This window comes from Azohydromonas aeria (assembly GCF_009760915.1).
Lineage (GTDB): Bacteria > Pseudomonadota > Gammaproteobacteria > Burkholderiales > Burkholderiaceae_C > Azohydromonas > Azohydromonas aeria.
In genome coordinates, this window is the sequence record NZ_VIDQ01000025.1 from 1 (window position 1) to 15,831 (window position 15,831).

The 15,831-nt window shown below is 71.6% G+C and carries 14 protein-coding genes; 10 read left to right on the forward strand and 4 right to left on the reverse strand.

Annotation, left to right across the window (positions count from 1 at the left end):
• The 3 genes from FJ694_RS15990 to FJ694_RS16000 all read right to left on the reverse strand — a co-directional run.
• Positions 1 to 348, reverse strand: a 348-nt coding sequence (locus FJ694_RS15990; RefSeq protein ID WP_375140223.1) for a PhaM family polyhydroxyalkanoate granule multifunctional regulatory protein, incomplete at its 3' end; no start/stop codon positions are given.
• Positions 349 to 458: 110 nt separating this feature from the next.
• On the reverse strand, positions 459 to 953 hold the full coding sequence (locus FJ694_RS15995; protein WP_157268243.1) for a retropepsin-like aspartic protease family protein: 495 nt from the start codon (positions 951 to 953) through the stop codon (positions 459 to 461).
• A gap of 16 nt (positions 954 to 969) precedes the next feature.
• Positions 970 to 1,893 carry a fumarylacetoacetate hydrolase family protein gene (locus FJ694_RS16000; protein WP_157268244.1) on the reverse strand — a complete coding sequence of 308 codons (924 nt, stop codon included), beginning with the start codon at positions 1,891 to 1,893 and terminating at the stop codon, positions 970 to 972.
• Between the two features lie 59 nt (positions 1,894 to 1,952).
• On the opposite strand from FJ694_RS16000, the gene FJ694_RS16005 reads away from it, so the two are divergent.
• The 6 genes from FJ694_RS16005 (at position 1,953) to FJ694_RS16030 (ending at position 10,566) form a co-directional block, all read left to right on the forward strand.
• Positions 1,953 to 2,972, forward strand: coding sequence for a DUF3108 domain-containing protein (locus FJ694_RS16005; protein ID WP_157268245.1), 1,020 nt, complete (start codon positions 1,953 to 1,955; stop codon positions 2,970 to 2,972).
• Positions 2,973 to 3,024: 52 nt separating this feature from the next.
• Positions 3,025 to 3,291, forward strand: a complete 267-nt coding sequence (locus FJ694_RS16010; protein ID WP_157268246.1) for a BTH_I0359 family protein — start codon at positions 3,025 to 3,027, stop codon at positions 3,289 to 3,291.
• A 172-nt stretch (positions 3,292 to 3,463) separates the two neighbouring features.
• The gene (locus FJ694_RS16015) at positions 3,464 to 5,758 is read left to right on the forward strand and encodes an ATP-binding protein (protein ID WP_232540067.1); all 2,295 of its coding nucleotides are present in this window, start codon (positions 3,464 to 3,466) and stop codon (positions 5,756 to 5,758) included.
• Positions 5,759 to 5,821: 63 nt separating this feature from the next.
• Positions 5,822 to 6,871, forward strand: a complete 1,050-nt coding sequence (locus FJ694_RS16020; protein WP_157268247.1) for a homocysteine S-methyltransferase family protein — start codon at positions 5,822 to 5,824, stop codon at positions 6,869 to 6,871.
• A 14-nt stretch (positions 6,872 to 6,885) separates the two neighbouring features.
• Positions 6,886 to 9,609, forward strand: coding sequence for a methionine synthase (metH, locus tag FJ694_RS16025; RefSeq protein WP_232540068.1), 2,724 nt, complete (start codon positions 6,886 to 6,888; stop codon positions 9,607 to 9,609).
• Between the two features lie 174 nt (positions 9,610 to 9,783).
• Entirely contained in the window at positions 9,784 to 10,566 is a 783-nt protein-coding gene (locus FJ694_RS16030; protein WP_232540069.1) for an outer membrane lipoprotein, read from the forward strand.
• Between the two features lie 174 nt (positions 10,567 to 10,740).
• Here FJ694_RS16030 and FJ694_RS16035 read toward each other — a convergent pair whose 3' ends face one another.
• Positions 10,741 to 12,264 (reverse strand): YifB family Mg chelatase-like AAA ATPase, encoded by a 1,524-nt coding sequence (locus FJ694_RS16035; RefSeq protein WP_157268248.1) that lies wholly within the window; start codon positions 12,262 to 12,264, stop codon positions 10,741 to 10,743.
• Between the two features lie 226 nt (positions 12,265 to 12,490).
• Here FJ694_RS16035 and FJ694_RS16040 point away from each other — a divergent pair, with 226 nt between their 5' ends.
• The 4 genes from FJ694_RS16040 to FJ694_RS16055 all read left to right on the forward strand — a co-directional run bounded on the left by FJ694_RS16040 (position 12,491) and on the right by FJ694_RS16055 (position 15,737).
• Positions 12,491 to 13,255, forward strand: coding sequence for a TorF family putative porin (locus tag FJ694_RS16040; RefSeq protein WP_157268249.1), 765 nt, complete (start codon positions 12,491 to 12,493; stop codon positions 13,253 to 13,255).
• A 13-nt stretch (positions 13,256 to 13,268) separates the two neighbouring features.
• Complete coding sequence (locus FJ694_RS16045) at positions 13,269 to 13,607, forward strand: P-II family nitrogen regulator (RefSeq protein ID WP_028997364.1); 339 nt, start codon at positions 13,269 to 13,271, stop codon at positions 13,605 to 13,607.
• 36 nt (positions 13,608 to 13,643) lie between these two features.
• Positions 13,644 to 15,101 carry an ammonium transporter gene (locus tag FJ694_RS16050; protein WP_157268250.1) on the forward strand — a complete coding sequence of 486 codons (1,458 nt, stop codon included), beginning with the start codon at positions 13,644 to 13,646 and terminating at the stop codon, positions 15,099 to 15,101.
• 261 nt (positions 15,102 to 15,362) lie between these two features.
• On the forward strand, positions 15,363 to 15,737 hold the full coding sequence (locus tag FJ694_RS16055; RefSeq protein ID WP_157268251.1) for an SPW repeat protein: 375 nt from the start codon (positions 15,363 to 15,365) through the stop codon (positions 15,735 to 15,737).
• Positions 15,738 to 15,831 lie beyond the last annotated feature (94 nt).

Genomic DNA, 15,831 nt, shown 5'->3' on the forward strand with positions numbered 1-15,831 from the left:
GGCCGCGGCGCGCGCGGCCGGGGCGGGGGCCGGCGCGGGCGGGTCGGGCAGGCGGATCTTGAGCGCCTCGCGCAGGTCGCCCATCTGCACGTTCATGGTCTTGAGCGTGGTCAGCGTCATGCGCTGGACTTCGAGCGCCTGGATGGTGGCGCCGAGCATGCGCGCGTTCTGCTCCAGCCAGAACTGCACCGTGCGCAGCTCGCTGATGCGCTTTTCCAGCTCCTCCGGGTTGAGCGTGGGCGCCACCCACTGGCCCATGGCCGGCATGGCCGCGTTGGCGCCGCCAACGAGCTTCTGCAGGAAGTCGAATCCGGGGACGAGCTTGGTGAAGTCGGGTTGGTCGGCCATGGGAATGTCTCCAGCGTCAGGCGGGCGATTGTGCCTGCGGCAAACGGGGCCTCCGGAACGGCAGTGCGTTGCGCGCGCAACGTCGGCGGATGAGCCCTCGCAGGGAAGGATCAGCGCGCGTTCAGCTCGATCCTCAGCACGCCCTGGCGCTGCTGCCAGTGCAGCCGGCCCAGCACGTCCATGCCCAGCAGCGGGCGATCGCCCAGGCCCGGCAGCGCCGCCATGCGCAGGCGCTGCACGCGCACGCCGCCGTCCAGGGCCACGTCGGCCAGCACCAGCGTGCCGATGACCTCGCCGCCGGCGGTCTGCGTGCGCACGCGCCCCACTTCGGTCAGGTCCAGCTGCCGCGCCAGCGCCGCGGGCAGCGCGCTGCTGGTGGCGCCGGTGTCCACCAGGAAATCCACTTCCCGGTCGCCGATGCGCCCGGGCCAGTGGTAGTGGCCGTCGGGCCCGCGGCGCAGCTCGACCACGCCGTCCTGCAGCGTGAAGCGGGTGCGCTTGGCTTCCGACTGCCACCACTGCACGCCCAGGAACAGCGCGGCGCCGAGGAGCAGCCAGACGGTGGCGAATTTCAGCGTGCGCGGGAAGTCGGACATGGCGGACATGGCGGGTTTGAAGGGGTCATCCCCGCTCGATCATCACCGCCTGCTCAATGTTCCCCAGCGGCGCCAGGCCGCGCGCGTCGAGCAGCTCCAGCCGCAGCCGGTCGCCGTGGCGCAGCAGCGAGCCCTCTTCCCGAGCCGCCTCCTGGGCGCGCAGTGCCTGCAAGGTGAAGAACTCGGGCGCGGCCGACTGCGCGGCGATGCCGACGATGCTGCCGGCCTGCAGCGCGCGGGTGTGCGCCAGGCGCGCCAGCGGCGCGCCGAAGTCCCAGGGCAATGCCGCGGACGCGTCGCGCCGGGCCAGGCGGCGCTGGTTCCAGGCCAGCGCCAGGTCGGCGCGCAGGCGCCCGCCGGTCCAGGCCTCGTTGAACTCGTCGGGCGTGGCCACCAGCGGGCCCAGCACCGGGGCCGGCTGGAAGCCGGCGTCGCGCGCGTCCAGGGCGCGCAGCCGCCAGCGGCCCATGAGCGCGACCAGCCGCACGCCTTCGAGCGCCTGCGGCCCCGGCGTGCCGGCGGCGATGTCGCCGGTGAGGGCGGCCAGGCCCGGCTCGAAGTCGATGTCCCAGCCGTCGCTGGCGAAGGACGCGGCGTCGCGCGCGCCCAGCAGCGCGTCGCCGCACAGCTGCTCCAGGCGCAGCGGGGCGGGCGCGTCGGCCTCGTCGGCGGGCGGCGCGTCGGCCGGCCGCGTGGCCCAGGCCACCTGGAAGGCGCGCGGCAGCGGCGCGGCGCACAGCCGCGCGTCGAAGTCGAAGGCATGGCGCACCTGGCCGCGGTTCAGGGCCTCGTAGAGCTGGTGCAGCTGCGGCGCCATGTAGTTCCAGTCGTCGAGCACCTGCTGCAGCCGGGTGGCGATGCCGGTCGCAAAATGGGCGCGCGCCCCGTCGCGCGACACCACCACGAGTTGCCCGTCGCGCGAACCGTCCTTGTAGGTCGCCAGCTTCATAAACCTTGTCACCGTTGCGGAACCCGCCATTGTCGGCGCCGCGCCGGCACCGGGCTGCCTTGCTGTTGACGGTGGCCGGCGTCACGGCGCTGCACGCCGCGCTGCTGCTGCACGCGCTGCAGCCGCAGCGCGACGCGCGGCTGCCCGATCCGCGCCCGGGCCCGGCGCTGCGCTGGCGCGTGCTGGCGCTGCCGGTGGAGCCGCCGGCACGGCCGGTCCCCGTGCCGGCCGCGGTGGCGCCCAGGCCCGATCCCGGGCCCGTGCCACGCCAGGCCGCGCCGGCGCCGCGGCCCGTGCCGGTCCTGCCCACGCTGAGCCTGGCGCTGGCCGACGCCGCCGCGCTGGAGGTGGAGGCCGCGTCTTCCGCCCCGCAGGCCGGCGCGGCGCCCGACGCGCAGGGCGCCGCCGACACGCCGCCGGTCTATGCCACTGCGCTGGCGCCGCCGCTGTCGCGCCGCTACCGGCTCGCGCGCGGGGCGCTGTCGGGCACGGCCGAGCTGCGCTGGGCGCCGGGGGCGGACGGGCGCTACGCCGCCGCGCTGGCCGGCGATCTCGCGGGCGAGCGCGTGCTGGACTGGCGCAGCACCGGCGCGCTCGACGCCGCCGGCATCGCCCCGGAGCGCTACGTCACGCGCGGCCGCGGCGGGCGCGGCGCGCAGGCGGCCAACTTCCAGCGCGAGGCCGGCAAGCTCAGCTACGCCGGCCCGGCGGTGGAGTTCGCGCTGGTGCCGGGCGCGCAGGACCGGCTCACGGTGCTGCTGCAGGTGCCGGCCATCGTGGCGGCCGATCCGCAGCGCTTCCAGGCCGGGGCGCGGCTGAAGGTGTTCGTCACCGGCGCGCGCGGCGACGCGGACGTGTGGGATTTCGAGGTCGAGGCCGAGGAGGACGTCGCCGGCGCCGACGGCACGCCGGTGCGCGCGCTGCGGCTCGCGCGCGAGCCGCGCAAGCGCTTCGACACGCAAGTGAAGCTTTGGCTCGATCCGGCGCGGGCGTTCCTGCCGCTGCGCGTGCGGCTGTGGGTGCCGGGCGCGGGCGAGGCGCTGGATCTGCTGCTGGAGTCCGAAGAGAAGTTGCCCTGACGGGCTTGAATCTTGCCGCTCCCGTCCCAATTGCGGACCAGGAGGTTTGAAGATGCTCATGCTCTACAACTCGGACAGCTTCGCGGTGCTGCAGTTCGATCTGCCGGCCCCGAAGGAAGACGCGGCGGCGCCCAGCCGCGGCGGCTACGAGATCGTCGACAAGTTCGCGCGCAAGGAAATCTTCCTGGAAGGGCCGCTGGCGCAGCGCTTTCGCGAAGGCGTGGACCGGCTGGTGGAAACCGAGCCGACCGAGGAGGCCCTCGACGAGTTCATCGCCGGCTATACGCAGCTCGCGCAGCAGCCGGTGTCGCTGCACTGAAGCCCGCGAAGCTTTTCCTTGCATTCGCCCCGATCGGGCCCGCCACGCGCGGGCCCGAAGTTTTTTGGGCTGTGCACGGGGCAAATTCGGAAAGGTCAAGTCCACAGGGCTTGCTGGTGCAAGGGGGCTGCGACAAGATCGCGCGCACTTTGGAACAGCGCGAGGAGTTGCGGTGAGAAGTCGAACCGAGGCGCGCCTGCTGCCCTCACCCGGGCTGACCGAGGCCCCGGTGCTCGATCTGATGTGCTCGCAATTCGTGCTGGCCCTGACGATGAAGCAGGCCGGCCGCTTCAACCTGCGCCGGGACTGGAGCAGCCTGATGTCGCTGGTGGGCCGGCACCTGGTGTGGCCGGCGCCGGTGCTGGCGCGGCTGCGCCAGTTCCTGGGCCGGCGCTGCCGCGACAACGAGCTCTGGCGCGGCCACGAGGCGCTCACCGACGCGGCCTTCCTGCAGCGCCACGGCTGCTGGAGGGGGCCTTACGAGGAAGGCACGCTCTTCTTCTACATCGACGAGTACATCAAGGACGCGCCGAAGGACCTGCTGGCCGTGATCGGCGCCACCGCCGAGTGGCTGGAGCGCAGCCTGAAGAAGCAGCAGACGCGCGTGGAGCAGAACATCGACGCGCTGGCCGGGCTGCTGCAGCTCAACCCCGCGGAGCGCGCGCTGCTGCTGTACGGCACGCTGGCGCGCTACCAGCGCGACCTGCGCGGGCTGCTGGTGGAGTTCAAGGTGTCGAGCGCGCAGGAGGCGCATGCGGCCATCGCGGCGGTGGCCGGCGTCAACGAGCAGGAGGTGGCCGAGGCGCTGCGCGCGGGCTCGCGCCTGGAGCGCATCGGCATGGTCGAGAACCTGATCTCCGAGCACAACATCACGGATCTCGCCGACCTCATGAAGGTCAGCGAGCAGCTGCCGCCGGTGCTCATGCGCGAGTACCGCGAGCCCAGCGAGCTGATGGCGGTGTTCACGCGCCCGGCGCGGCGCACCGAGCTCACGGCCGCGGACTTCGCCTTCGTGGGCGACGACGTGGCCATGCTCACCGCGCTGCTGAGGAACGCCGTGGCGCAGCGCGAGCCCGGCGTCAACGTGCTGATGTACGGCCCGCCGGGCACGGGCAAGACCGAGCTGGCCAAGGTGGTGGCGCAGGCCGCGGGGCTGGAGCTCTACGAGGTGGAGTACGCCGACCGCGACGGCAACTCGCTCTCGGGCCGCGACCGCTACCGATCCCTGCAGATCAGCCAGGTGTTCCTGAAAGGCAGCGGCCACGTGGCGCTGCTCTTCGACGAGGTCGAGGACGTGTTCCCGCCGATCTCCACCGACACCGCGCAGCTCATGGCGCGGCTGGACAGCGGCGACGCGCCGCTGTCGGGCAGCGTCAGCGGCAAGGCCTGGGTCAACCAGATCCTGGAGACCAACCCGGTGCCGGTGCTGTGGGTGACGAACCGCATCGAGCAGATCGATCCGGCGTTCCGGCGCCGCTTCCAGTACCACCTGGAGCTGAAGTCGCCGCCACCGGGCGCGCGCGAGGGGCTGGTGGCACGGGCGCTGGAGGGGGCGGCCGTGTCGCCGGGCTTCGTGGCGCGGCTGGCCGAGCGGCGCAGCCTGACGCCGGCGCAGATCCGCACCGCGGTGCGCTTCGCGCGGCTGGCGGCCAGCGAGGCGGCGGGCATCGAGGCGCTGATCGAGCGCCAGCTGCTCAATGCCGACCGGGCACTGGGCCAGAGCGCGGGCAGCGGCGCGCGCGTGCCGGTGACGCGCTACGCGCTGGAGCTGCTCAACGTGGAATGCCGCTTCGAGCTGCCGCGCATCGTCGAGGCGCTGCGCCGCCGCGGCCACGGCACGCTGTGCCTGCACGGGGTGCCCGGCAGCGGCAAGACCGCGCTGGCCGAGCACCTGGCGCAGCAGCTGGGGCGGCCGCTGATGATCCGCCAGGCCAGCGACCTGATGAGCAAGTTCGTCGGCGAGACCGAGACCAACATGGCGCGCATGTTCGAGGACGCGCAGTCCGAGGGCGCCGTGCTGCTGCTCGACGAGGCCGACAGTTTTCTTCGCAGCCGCCGCATGGCCGAGCGCCACTACGAGGTCAGCGAGGTCAACGAGATGCTGCAGGGCATGGAGCGCTTTGCCGGCATCTTCATTTGCACCACCAATCTCTTCGACGACCTGGACGAGGCGGCCTTGCGGCGCTTCACCTTCAAGATCCGCTTCAACCCGCTGCGCCCGGAGCAGCGCGTGCGCATGTTCGCCAACGAGGCGCTGGACGGCGACGAAGGGCGCCTCACCGGCGAGCAGCGCCAGCGCCTGGCGCAGCTGGACCTGCTCACGCCGGGCGACTTCGCCGCGGTGCGGCGCCAGGTCGAGCTGCTGGGCGAGGCCTTCGAGCCCGACGAGTTCCTGAGCCAGCTCGAGAGCGAGCACCGGGTCAAGCCCGAGGCGCGGCAGCGCCGGGGCATCGGCTTTCGCAGCTGAAGGGCGATGGCGGCGGGAAGGGCCTGCAAAGGCTGGGAAAGGAGCCCTTCCTACAATTGCGGGATGAACGCACCGCAATACACCCGTGGCGCCGCGCTGGCGGCGCTGCTGCCGCAGCGCATCGTCATCATCGACGGCGCCATGGGGACCATGATCCAGCGCTTCAAGCTGACCGAGGCCGACTACCGCGGCGAGCGCTTCAAGGATCACCCGAAGGACCTGAAGGGCAACAACGAGCTGCTGCAGTTCACCCGGCCCGACGTGATCCGCAGCATCCACGAGCAGTACCTGGCCGCCGGGGCCGACATCATCGAGACCAACACCTTCGGCGCCACCTCCATCGCGCAGGACGACTACGGCCTGGGGCACGTGGCGCGCGAGATGAACGTGGCCGCGGCGCGCCTCGCGCGCGAGGCGGCCGACAAGTTTTCCACCCCTGACAGGCCGCGCTTCGTGGCCGGCGCCATCGGCCCGACGCCGCGCACGGCCAGCATCAGCCCCGACGTGAACGACCCCGGCGCGCGCAACGTCTGCTTCGACGAGCTGCGCGCCGCCTACCGCGAGCAGGCCGAGGGGCTGCTCGAAGGCGGCGCCGACCTGTTCCTGGTCGAGACCATCTTCGACACGCTCAATGCCAAGGCCGCCCTGTTCGCGCTCGACGAGCTGATGGAGGAGAGCGGCGAGCGGCTGCCGGTGGTCATCTCCGGCACCGTCACCGACGCCTCCGGGCGCATCCTCTCCGGCCAGACCGTGGGCGCCTTCTGGCACTCGGTGCGGCATGCCAGGCCGATTGCCATCGGGCTCAACTGCGCGCTGGGCGCGGCGCTGATGCGGCCCTACGTCGAGGAGCTGGCCAAGATCGCCGGCGACACCGCCATCAGCTGCTATCCCAACGCCGGGCTGCCCAACCCGATGAGCGACACCGGCTTCGACGAGACGCCCGAGGTCACCGCGGCACTGATGGAAGACTTCGCCAGGAGCGGCTTCCTCAACATCGTCGGCGGCTGCTGCGGCACCACGCCGGACCACATCGCCGCCATCGCGCGCAAGGTCAGCGCCTACCGCCCGCGCAGCAAGGCCGACCCGCTGTTCACTTCGCTGGTCGAAGCCTGAGTCAAGACACCTTCATGAACGACGCCATCACTTCCGTGCCGCCGATGCGGCTGTCGGGCCTGGAGCCCGTGACCATCGGCGCGGGGCACCTGTTCGTCAACATCGGCGAGCGCACCAACGTCACCGGCTCCAAGGCCTTCGCCCGCATGATCCTGGCCGGCCAGTTCGAGCAGGCGCTGGCCGTGGCGCGCCAGCAGGTCGAGAACGGCGCGCAGATCATCGACGTGAACATGGACGAGGCCATGCTGGACAGCCAGGCCGCCATGGTCCGCTTCCTCAACCTCATCGCCTCCGACCCCGAGATCGCGCGCGTGCCGATCATGATCGACAGCTCCAAGTGGAGCGTGATCGAGGCCGGCCTCAAGTGCATCCAGGGCAAGGGCATCGTCAACTCGATCTCGCTCAAGGAGGGCGAGGCCGAGTTCAAGCGCCAGGCCAGGCTGATCAAGCGCTACGGCGCCGCCACCGTGGTGATGGCCTTCGACGAGCAGGGCCAGGCCGACACGTTCACCCGCAAGACCGAGATCTGCGCCCGGGCGTATCGCATCCTGGTCGAAGAGGTTGGTTTCCCGCCTGAGGACATCGTCTTCGACCCGAACATCTTTGCCATCGCCACCGGCATCGAGGAGCACGACAACTACGCCGTGGACTTCATCGAGGCCACGCGCTGGATCAAGCAGCACCTGCCCGGCGCCAAGGTGTCCGGGGGCGTGTCGAACGTCTCCTTCAGCTTCCGCGGCAACGAGCCGGTGCGCGAGGCGATCCACACCGTGTTCCTCTACCACGCCATCCAGGCGGGCATGGACATGGGCATCGTCAACGCCGGCATGGTCGGCGTGTACGACCAGCTCGACGCGGAGCTGCGCGAGCGCGTGGAGGACGTGGTGCTCAACCGCCGCCCCGACGCCACCGAGCGGCTGCTGGCCATCGCCGACCAGGTGCGCGGCCTGGCCAAGGACGACACGGCGCGCCTGGCCTGGCGCGCGCTGCCGGTGCGCGAGCGCCTGGCGCATGCGCTGGTGCAGGGCATCAACGAGTTCATCGACGCCGACACCGAGGAGGCCTGGCAGGCGATCCGCGCCGAAGGGGGCCGCCCGCTGCACGTCATCGAGGGGCCGCTGATGGCCGGCATGAACGTGGTGGGCGACCTGTTCGGGCAGGGGAAGATGTTCCTGCCGCAGGTGGTGAAGTCCGCGCGCGTGATGAAGCAGGCCGTGGCGCACCTGCTGCCCTACATCGAGGCGGAGAAGCAGGCGCTGCTGGACGCCGGCGGCGACGTGAAGGCCAAGGGCCGCATCGTCATCGCCACCGTCAAGGGCGACGTGCACGACATCGGCAAGAACATCGTCAGCGTGGTCCTGCAGTGCAACAACTTCGAGGTCGTGAACATGGGCGTGATGGTCCCGTGCCAGGACATCCTTGCCAAGGCGAAGGAAGAGGGCGCGGACATCATCGGCCTGTCCGGGCTGATCACGCCCAGCCTCGAAGAGATGCAGCACGTGGCCGCCGAGATGCAGCGCGACGCGCATTTCCGCGACAGGAAGACGCCGCTGCTCATCGGCGGCGCCACCACCAGCCGCGTGCACACGGCCGTGAAGATCGCGCCGCATTACGAGGGCCCGGTGGTGTACGTGCCCGACGCCTCGCGCAGCGTGGGCGTGTGCTCCGAGCTGCTCAGCGACGACCGCGCGGCGAAGTACGTCGCCGAGCTGGAGGCCGACTACGCCAAGGTGCGCGAGCAGCACGCCAACCGCAAGGCCACGCCGCTGGTCTCGCTGGAGGCCGCGCGTGCCAACCCGACGCCCATCGACTGGGCCGGCTATGACGCGCCGGTGCCGAAGTTCACGGGCCGGCGCGTGTTCCGCAACCAGGACCTGTCGGAGCTGGTGGCCTGCATCGACTGGACGCCCTTCTTCCAGACCTGGGACCTGGCCGGGCGCTATCCCGACATCCTCAAGGACCCGGTGGTGGGCGAGTCCGCCACGCGCGTGTTCGAGGACGCGCAGCGCATGCTGCAGCGGCTGGTGGAAGGGCGCTGGCTGCAGGCGCACGGCGTCATCGGCCTGTACCCGGCCAACGCGGTGGGCGACGACATCGAGTTCTATGCCGACGAAGCGCGCGCCAAGGCGCTGATGACCTGGCACGGGCTGCGCATGCAGTCCGAGCGCCCGGTGGTCGAGGGCGTGCGGCGCCCGAACCGCTGCCTGTCGGACTTCGTGGCGCCGCGCGGCACGAAGGGCGACTACGCCGGCATGTTCGCCGTGAGCGTGCAGGGCGTGGAGAAGAAGGAAGCCGAGTTCCTGGCCGCGCACGACGACTACTCGGCCATCATGCTCAAGGCGCTGGCCGACCGGCTGGCCGAGGCCTTCGCCGAGCGGCTGCACCAGCGCGTGCGCACCGACTTCTGGGGCTACGCGCCGCAGGAGGTGCTGTCCAACGAGGAACTGGTGGCCGAGAAGTACCGCGGCATCCGCCCGGCGCCGGGCTACCCGGCGTGTCCGGATCACCTTCCGAAGCGCGACCTGTTCCGCGTGCTGGATGCGCCGGCCATCGGCATGGGCCTGACCGACAGCTTGGCCATGACGCCGGCCTCCAGCGTCAGCGGTTTCTACATCGCGCATCCGCAGGCCGCGTACTTCAACGTGGGCAAGATCGGCGAGGACCAGCTGGCCGACTGGGCCGCGCGCAACGGCCTGGAAGAGGCCGCGGCGCGGCGCGCGCTGGCGCCGCTGCTCTGAACCGAAGCCCCTGGCGCGGCGCCTTGCGCGCCGGGCCCGCTCCGCGACGAACGCCCGGCACCGTCCGGGCGTTTGTATTTGGTTTCAGTTCCGGCGCCCGGGCTGTAGGCGGGGCGGTGCCGCCGATCGTTGCCCAGGCATGGACTGCCCTTCGGCGGTCTGGAACGAGGCTCAATGCAAGGCACGAACGACATGACGATGGCCAGCCCGGCCGGGGCGCTGCGCTCTCCGGCGGCCCTGGTGGGCGGCGCGGTGCTGGTGGCGGCGCTGGGTGCGGGCGGCGGCTGGCTGCTGCGCGGGACTTCCGCCACGGCGCCGGCGGCGGCCACGCCCGTGGCGATGTCTCCTCAGCCCCAGGTGGCGCCGGGCCAGGCGCCTTCGGATGGCGCGCCGGTGTACGCGCCGCAAGGGCCGGCGGCGGGGGCGGCGCGCCTGGCGCCCGCGGAGATGCCGGCCGACGAGGTGCAGCCGCCCGTGCCGTCGCGCCCGGCGGCTCCCGTGCAGCACGCGCCCGCGCCGGCCCCGGCTCCACAGCGCGTGACGCGCGCACCGGCCCCGGCCCCGGCTCCGGCGCCCGTGGCCCAGCCCGCGCCGGTGGCGCAGGCCCCGGCGGTGCAGCCGGCGCCGGTGTGCCGCAGTTGCGGCGTGGTGGAGTCGGTGCAGGCGGTGCGCCAGGAAGGCCCGGCACAGGGCGTCGGGGCGGTGGCGGGCGGCGTGATCGGCGGCCTGCTGGGCAACCAGGTCGGCGGCGGCACGGGCCGCAAGGTGGCGACGGTGCTGGGCGCGGTGGGCGGCGGCTTCGCCGGCCACGAGGTCGAGAAGCGCGTGCGCTCGCAGACGGTGTACGAGGTGCGCGTGCGCATGGACGACGGCAGCGTGCGCCGCTTCTCGCAAAGCCAGCCGATCGCCGCGGGCACGCACGTGGTGGACGAGGGCGGCCGGCTGCGGGTGCAGTAAGCACTCCTGTGCATTGAAGTAGCCGCCGTACAAGCCCTTTCCCGTTCGCCCTGAGCCTGTCGAAGGGCAGGCGCTCGTGACGCCGCCAAGGGCCCTTCGACGTTGCTCAGGACAGGCTTCGACAAACTCAGCCCGAACGGTGTTTTTCCGTCCGAAGGCTAAGCAGGACTTGTTTCAGCCCGGCAGCGCGCGCCGGTACTGCAGCGCCTCGGCGACGTGGGCCACGCCGGGCTGGGCTTCGCCGGCGAGGTCGGCGATGGTGCGCGCCACCTTGAGCGCGCGGTGCAGGCTGCGTCCGGACCAGCCCAGCCGCGTCGCGGCCTGCTCGATGAAGGCCAGCGCCGCGGCGTCCGGGCGCACGTGCTCGTCGAGCCCCGCGGCGTCGAGCTCGGCATTGGGCAGGCCCTGGCGCGCCATGGCGCGTTCCCGCGCCATGGCCACGCGCGCCGCCACCACGGCGCTGGGCTCGCCTTCGGGCGCGGCCAGCAGCTCGGCGGGCTTCACCGCCGGGACTTCGAGCTGCAAATCGATGCGGTCGAGCAGCGGCCCCGACAGGCGTCCCTGGTAGCGGGCGATGGCCTGCGCCGTGCAGCGGCAGGGTTTCCCGGTCGCGGCGAAGGAGCCGAGCCAGCCGCAGGGGCAGGGATTCATGGCGGCAATCAACTGGAAGCGCGCCGGGTAGCTGGCCTGGCGGCCGGCGCGCGAGAGCGTGATGCGGCCGTTTTCCAGCGGCTCGCGCAGCGCCTCCAGCGCCGCGCGCGGGAACTCGGGCAATTCATCCAGGAACAGCACGCCGCCGTGGGCGAGCGAGATCTCGCCGGGCTTCGGCGGCGAGCCGCCGCCCACCAGCGCCACGGCGCTGGCCGAGTGGTGCGGCGCGCGCACCGGGCGCCGGCCCCAGTGCGCGACGCTGAAGCCGCTGCTGGACAGGCCCTGCAGCGCGGCGCTGGCCAGCGCCTCGTCCTCGTCCATGGGCGGCAGCAGCGCCGGCAGCCGGTGCGCGAGCATCGACTTGCCGCTGCCGGGGCTGCCCACCATCAGGAGCGAGTGCGCGCCGGCCGCGGCGATTTCCAGCACCCGCTTGGCGCCGCCCTGGCCGCGCACCTCGCGCAGGTCCGGTTGCGCCGGCGCCTGCGGCAGCACCTGCGCCCGCGCGCGCGGCAGCGGCACGGCGGCCTCGCCCGGTCGCAGCGCCGCCACCACCTGCAGCAGGTGCGTGGCGCGGCGCACGTCCACGCCCTGCACCAGCGCGGCCTGCTCGGCGCTGTCCGGCGGCAGGATCAGGGTGCGCGCGCTGCCTTCGCGGCGCAGCGCCAGAGCCAGTGCCACGGCGCCGCGCACCGGGCGCAGGTCGCCGGCCAGCGACAGCTCGCCCGCGAACTCGTAGCCGGCGAACGCCGCCGGGTCGAGCTCCCCCGACGCGGCCACGATGCCCAGCGCGATGGGCAGGTCGAAGCGCCCGGACTCCTTGGGCAGGTCCGCAGGCGCCAGGTTCACCGTGATGCGCTTGTTGTGCGGAAAGGGCAGCCCGCTGTGCACCAGCGCAGCGCGCACGCGCTCGCGCGCTTCCTTGACCTCGGTGTCGGCCAGCCCGACCAGCGTGAAGCTGGGCAGGCCGTTGGCCAGATGCACTTCCACGCGCACTTCAGGCGCTTCCAGGGCGTCCAGCGCCCGGCTGCTGAGCACGGCCAGCGACATCCGCTTCCTCCCCCGGGATCCACCCGGAAGGGCCATTGTGTAGCCGCGTTACGAGGCTGTAACGCCTGCATTGAAGGTGCACCAAGCTGGGGCTTCGGATGCCACATCCCCCATTTGGTGCGCTCCCAAAGAGGGCCCTGGGAATGGGTGTACCTCGGGGAAAGACCTGCAAAAAGCTGGCACGGATGGTGCAGAGCTACCGGGCAATCAAACCGGAGTGGAGTCCATGATCAAAAAAGCCGCCCTTGCCGCAGCCGTCCTTGCCACCCTGAGCAGCCTGCCGGCGCATGCCGACCTGAGCTTCAACGTTGGCGCCGTCACCGACTATCGCTACCGCGGCATCTCGCAGAGCCGCCTGGATCCGGCGCTGCAGGGCGGCGCGGACTGGGTGCAGAGCGCTGACGGCGGCTTCTACGCCGGCGTCTGGGCTTCGACGATCCGCTGGATCAAGGACGCCGGCCGCATCAACGGCTTCGATGCCGGCAATGCGCGGGTCGAGGTGGACCTCTACGGCGGCTACAAGGGCTCGGTCATGGAAGGCCTGGGCTACGACGTGGGCGTGCTGCAGTACTGGTACCCGCGCAACAAGCTTGATCGTGCGCCGACCCTGTTCGAAAAGGCGGACACGACGGAGGTGTACGGCGCGCTGACCTTCGGCCCCGTGACGGCCAAGTACTCGCACGCGCTGACGGACACCTTCGGCAACCTGGACAGCAAGAACAGCTGGTACCTGGACCTGTCGGCCAGCTTCGAGATCACTGACGGCTGGATGCTGGTGCCGCACGTGGGCCGCCAGAAGATCAAGGGCCCCAGTGACGACCTGGGCGGCTCCTACACCGACTACTCGCTGGGCATCTCCAAGGACTTCAGCGGCTTCGTGGTGAGTGCCACCGCCGTGGGCACCAACGCGGACAAAACCTTCTACGTCACGCCCTCGGGCAAGTTCACGGGTAAGAATGCTCTCGTGGTCGGCGTGAAGTACAACTTTTGAAAGGAATCAAGCCATGAAGATGGTCACTGCGATCGTCAAGCCGTTCAAGCTCGACGAAGTGCGCGAGGCGCTCAGCGCCATCGGGGTGCAAGGCATCACGGTCACGGAAGTCAAGGGCTTCGGGCGCCAGAAGGGCCACACCGAGCTCTACCGCGGCGCGGAGTACGTCGTCGATTTCCTGCCCAAGGTGAAGATCGAGGCGGCAGTGGACGACGAGGTCGTCGAGCGCGTGATCGAGGCCATCGAGGGCTCGGCGCGCACCGGCAAGATCGGCGACGGCAAGATCTTCGTGTGCCCGCTGGAGCAGGTGGTGCGCATCCGTACCGGCGAGACCGGTCCCGACGCGCTCTGAGACAGACGACCGACCACACCCGAGTCTGAGAAAACCATGAGAAAGCTTCTTCTCCCCGCGCTCGCCGGCCTGGCGTGCCTGGGTGTTGCCAGCGGCGTGCTGGCGCAGGATGCCGCGGCTGTCGTGGCGCAGGCCGCCAGCGGCGCGGCCGAGGCGGTCGCGGCCGCCGCGCCGGCGGCGCCGGTGCCCAACAAGGGCGACACGGCCTTCCTGATGTTCTGCACGGCGATGGTCATCATGATGGCCATCCCGGGCCTGGCCCTCTTCTACGGCGGCCTGGTGCGCAGCAAGAACATGCTGTCGGTGCTGATGCAGGTGTTCGTGATCTTCGCGCTCATCTCCGTGCTGTGGGTGGTCTACGGCTACTCCGCGGCCTTCACCGGCGGCAACCCGTTCGTTGGCACGCTCGACAAGCTGTTCCTCAAGGGCGTCACGCCCGAGAGCGTGGCCGCGACCTTCAGCAAGGGCGTGGTGCTGCCGGAGCTGACCTTCGTGAGCTTCCAGGGCGCGTTCGCCGCGATCACGGTGGCGCTGATCGTGGGCGCCTTCGCCGAGCGCATCAAGTTCTCGGCGGTGCTGGCCTTCTCGGTGCTGTGGTTCACCTTCGCCTACCTGCCGGTGGCGCACATGGTCTGGTACTGGGACGGCCCGGACGCCATCACCAGCGAGGAGACGCTGGCCGCCGTGACGGCGGGCGCGGGCTGGCTGTGGGCCAAGGGCGCGCTGGACTTCGCCGGCGGCACGGTGGTGCACATCAACGCCGCGGTGGCGGGCCTGGTGGGTGCCTTCATGGTGGGCAAGCGCGTGGGCTACGGGCGCGAGTCGATGGCGCCGCACAGCCTGACGCTGACCATGGTCGGTGCCTCGCTGCTGTGGGTGGGCTGGTTCGGCTTCAACGCCGGCTCCAACCTGGAAGCCAACGGCACGGCCGCGCTGGCCTTCACCAACACCGTGGTGGCCACGGCCGCCGCGGCGCTGAGCTGGATCGCCGGCGAGGCGCTGATGAAGGGCAAGGCCTCGATGCTGGGCGCCGCTTCCGGCGCGGTGGCCGGCCTGGTGGCCGTCACCCCGGCCTGCGGCTTCGTGGGTGTGGGCGGCGCGCTGGTGATCGGCCTGCTGTCGGGCTTCGTGTGCCTGTGGGGCGTCAATGGCCTCAAGCGCATGCTCGGCGCCGATGACTCGCTCGACGTGTTCGGCGTGCACGGGGTGGGCGGCATCCTGGGCGCGCTGCTGACGGGCGTGTTTGCCGCGCCCGACCTGGGCGGCACGGGCATCTGCAACTACGTCACCGACACGTGCGGCGAGTGGGGCGGCATCGGTGCGCAGGTCTGGGTGCAGGCCCAGGCCGTGGGCGTGACCATCCTGTGGTCGGCCGTGGTCGCCTTCATCGCCTACAAGCTGGTCGACCTGGTGATCGGTCTGCGCGTCTCCGAAGAGGAAGAGCGCGAGGGCCTGGACATCAGCTCGCACGGCGAGACGGCCTACAACCGCTGATCGACGGGCGGTTCAACAGAAGACAGCGCGGGCGGCGCCAGCGGTACACAAGGCGCCCCCGGCTACGGAGCAGTCTCTTCGCTGCGGTTGCGGTAGCGAACTTCGGCCACCCCTTGCGGGTGGCCTTTTTTCTTGGGCGCGCGCCGCATCGCTGGAGGGAACACGCGGCCGGGCTTCGGTGTCAAAGCGCTGCGCCGGCCGCAAGGCAGGCGCGACCCGACCGGTCCTTCAAGTCAATTCGTCAATTCTGGAGGTGTGACCATGTTGCGACTCAAGCATTGGCAGGATGGCGTCAACGCGGTGCTGGCGGCGTGGGTGCTGCTGTCCCCGTGGGCGCTGGGCTTCGACGGTGAACGCGCGGCCACGTGGAACGCGCTGATCGCGGGCGCGGCGCTGCTGGCGGTGGCGCTGGGGGCGGTGTTCGTGCCCCAGGCCTGGGAGCGCTGGAGCGCGGCGGCGCTGGGTCTGTGGCTGGCCATCTCGCCCTGGGTGCTGGGCTTCGCGGGGCTGCGCGACGCGATGCTGGGCACGGCGATCACGGGCGTGGCCGTGCTGGCGCTGGCGGCGTGGACGCTGGCGGCCGACAAGTCGTCCGGCGGCGGCGGCTGGTGGCGGCGCGAGACGGCGGCCCATTGACTTCTGGCCCGCGGCGCGCACCGCGGGCTCTTGCGGCTGCAGGCCACCCCGGCGGGTGGCCTTTTTCATGGGCGCGCGCCGGCGGCGGGCGGGC